The 2,178-nt window shown below is 74.1% G+C and carries 2 protein-coding genes; both read left to right on the plus strand.

From position 1 onward, the window contains the following. A partial coding sequence (locus tag ACFFNX_RS48180) for an FAD-binding oxidoreductase (protein WP_378213148.1) occupies positions 1–1,259 on the plus strand: 1,259 nt, incomplete at its 5' end. Between the two features lie 416 nt (positions 1,260–1,675). Continuing rightward, on the plus strand, positions 1,676–2,178 hold a 503-nt coding region (locus tag ACFFNX_RS48185), incomplete at its 3' end, for a LacI family DNA-binding transcriptional regulator (protein ID WP_378213149.1).

Consider the following 2,178-nt stretch of genomic DNA (forward strand, 5'->3'; position numbering starts at 1 on the left):
CGCCCGCGGCCGTGGCCTTGCCTCAGGACACGGCGCAGGTCGTCGCGGCCGTCACCGTGGCCGCCGGGCTCGGGACGCCGATCGTGGTGCGGGGTGCCGGCAGCGGGCTCGCCGGTGCGGCGAACGCCGTCGACGGCTGCCTCGTCCTGTGCACGACCCGGATGGACCGCATCCTGGCCATCGACCCCGCCGAACGCCTCGCGGTGGTCCAGCCCGGCGTGATCAACGCGACACTGCGCGACGCCGCCGCGCGGGAGGGATTGTTCTATCCGCCCGATCCGGGCAGCTTCGAGATGTGCACCGTCGGAGGCAACGCCGCGACGAACGCGGGCGGCATGTGCTGCGTGAAGTACGGCGTGACCGGCGACTACGTCCGTGGTCTGGAGGCGGTGCTGGCCGACGGGTCGGTGCTGCGCACCGGCCGTCGCACGGTCAAGGGCGTGGCCGGCTACGACCTCACCCATCTGCTGGTGGGGTCGGAGGGCACGCTCGCGGTCATCACCGAACTGACCCTGGCCCTGCGGCCGGCTCCGGCCGAGCCGCGTACGGTCGTGGGCCAGTTCACCTCCCTCGCGGCGGCGGGGGAGGCCGTGGGCGCCGTGCTCCGGTCCGGCGTCGAGCCCTCTCTCCTGGAGATCCTGGACGCGACGACGCTCCAGGCCATCGAGTCGTGGCAGCCGCTGGGCATCGAGGCGGGCACCGCGGCCATGGTGCTCGCCCAGTCGGACTCCGCTCGCCAGGACGCCGACGCCACCGTGATCGCCAAGGCGTTCACCGACGCCGGTGCCGCCGAGGTGATCCAGGCGGACGACCCGGCCGAGTCCGACCTGCTGATGCAGGCGCGCCGGCTCGCCTACCCCGCGCTGGAGCGGATGGGCGCGACCCTGCTGGACGACGTGGCGGTCCCGCTGCCGGCCCTGGTCCCGCTGATCGAGGGAGTGGAGCGGATCGCCGCCGAGCGTGGGATGACGGTCGGCATCTTCGGGCACGCGGGCGACGGGAACATGCATCCCACGGTCGTGTACGCCCACGGCGACCCGGACGCGGAGCGCCGCGCGTTCCGCGTCTTCGACGACATCGTCGCGCTCGCGCTCGAACTGGGCGGAACCGTCACCGGCGAGCACGGGGTCGGCCTGCTGAAACGCTCCTGGCTCGGCGGCGAGCTCGATCCGGTGGCACGCCGCGCGCACCTGGCCGTCAAGGCGGCTCTGGACCCCGCCGGGATCCTCAACCCGGGCAAGAGCATCCCCGAGTCCTGAGCGACCGCCCGGAACCGCCGTGCCCTGCCGTGCGGCGGTTCCGGGCGGTCGGCGAGACCCGCGGGCCGGCGTCGTCTCCCGGGGGCGGTGGAGCTCCAGCCGCCACGGCGGCCGAGGGCGAAGGCCACCGTGGCCCCGGACAACGTGAGCAGGCCGACCAGCAGCAGGCCCCAGACCGGTGTGCCGCCGGCGTCGCTGGTCCGCCCGGCGGCCGGAGCGCTTTTCACCGCCTTTCACGCGATGGCCAACGGCGGCGCGCCCATCCGACCTGGTCGTACGGGTAACGGGCGGCGCAGGATTACAGCGGGTTAACTCGCCCGAAACCTTTCTATTGACAAGGACTCCCGGGGCCTGGATTGTGTGGGAGCGCTCCCACGCCCGCCAGCTGAGCCCCGCGCTCGAAGGGAGTCCTCGCCTTGACGGAGACCACCACACCCGCCGAGGTGGCCGGGACGCCGACACTCGCCGACGTCGCCGCCCTCGCCGGAGTCTCGCCCGCGACCGTCTCGCGCGTCATCAACGACAGCGCCCGTGTCAGCCGGCACGCCCGGACCCGGGTCGAACGCGCCATCGACCGGCTCGGCTACGTACGCCGTCGCGCCGCCCCGCACGGCCGGTCGATCGCCCTGGTGATCTGCGAGGACGACGGCCGGGTGTTCACCGACGGCACCTTCGCCCGGCTTCTGGGCGGTGTGCGGCGCGCGCTCGGTGAGGAGCGTGAGCTGGTCGTGATGGTCGTCGGCCGGACGGCCCACCGGTCGACGATGCCGCGTTACCTGCGCGGGGGCGGGGCCGACGGCGTCCTGCTGGTCAGCGCGTACGACGCGCCCTGCGCGTCGCTCCGGCAGGCCGGCGTCCCGGTGCTGCTGTGCGGCCGGCCTCTCGGGTCGTCGCGGCTGCCGTACGTCGGCGTGGACGA

The organism is Actinoallomurus acaciae, assembly GCF_042429965.1.
Taxonomy (GTDB): Bacteria; Actinomycetota; Actinomycetes; order Streptosporangiales; family Streptosporangiaceae; genus Actinoallomurus; species Actinoallomurus acaciae.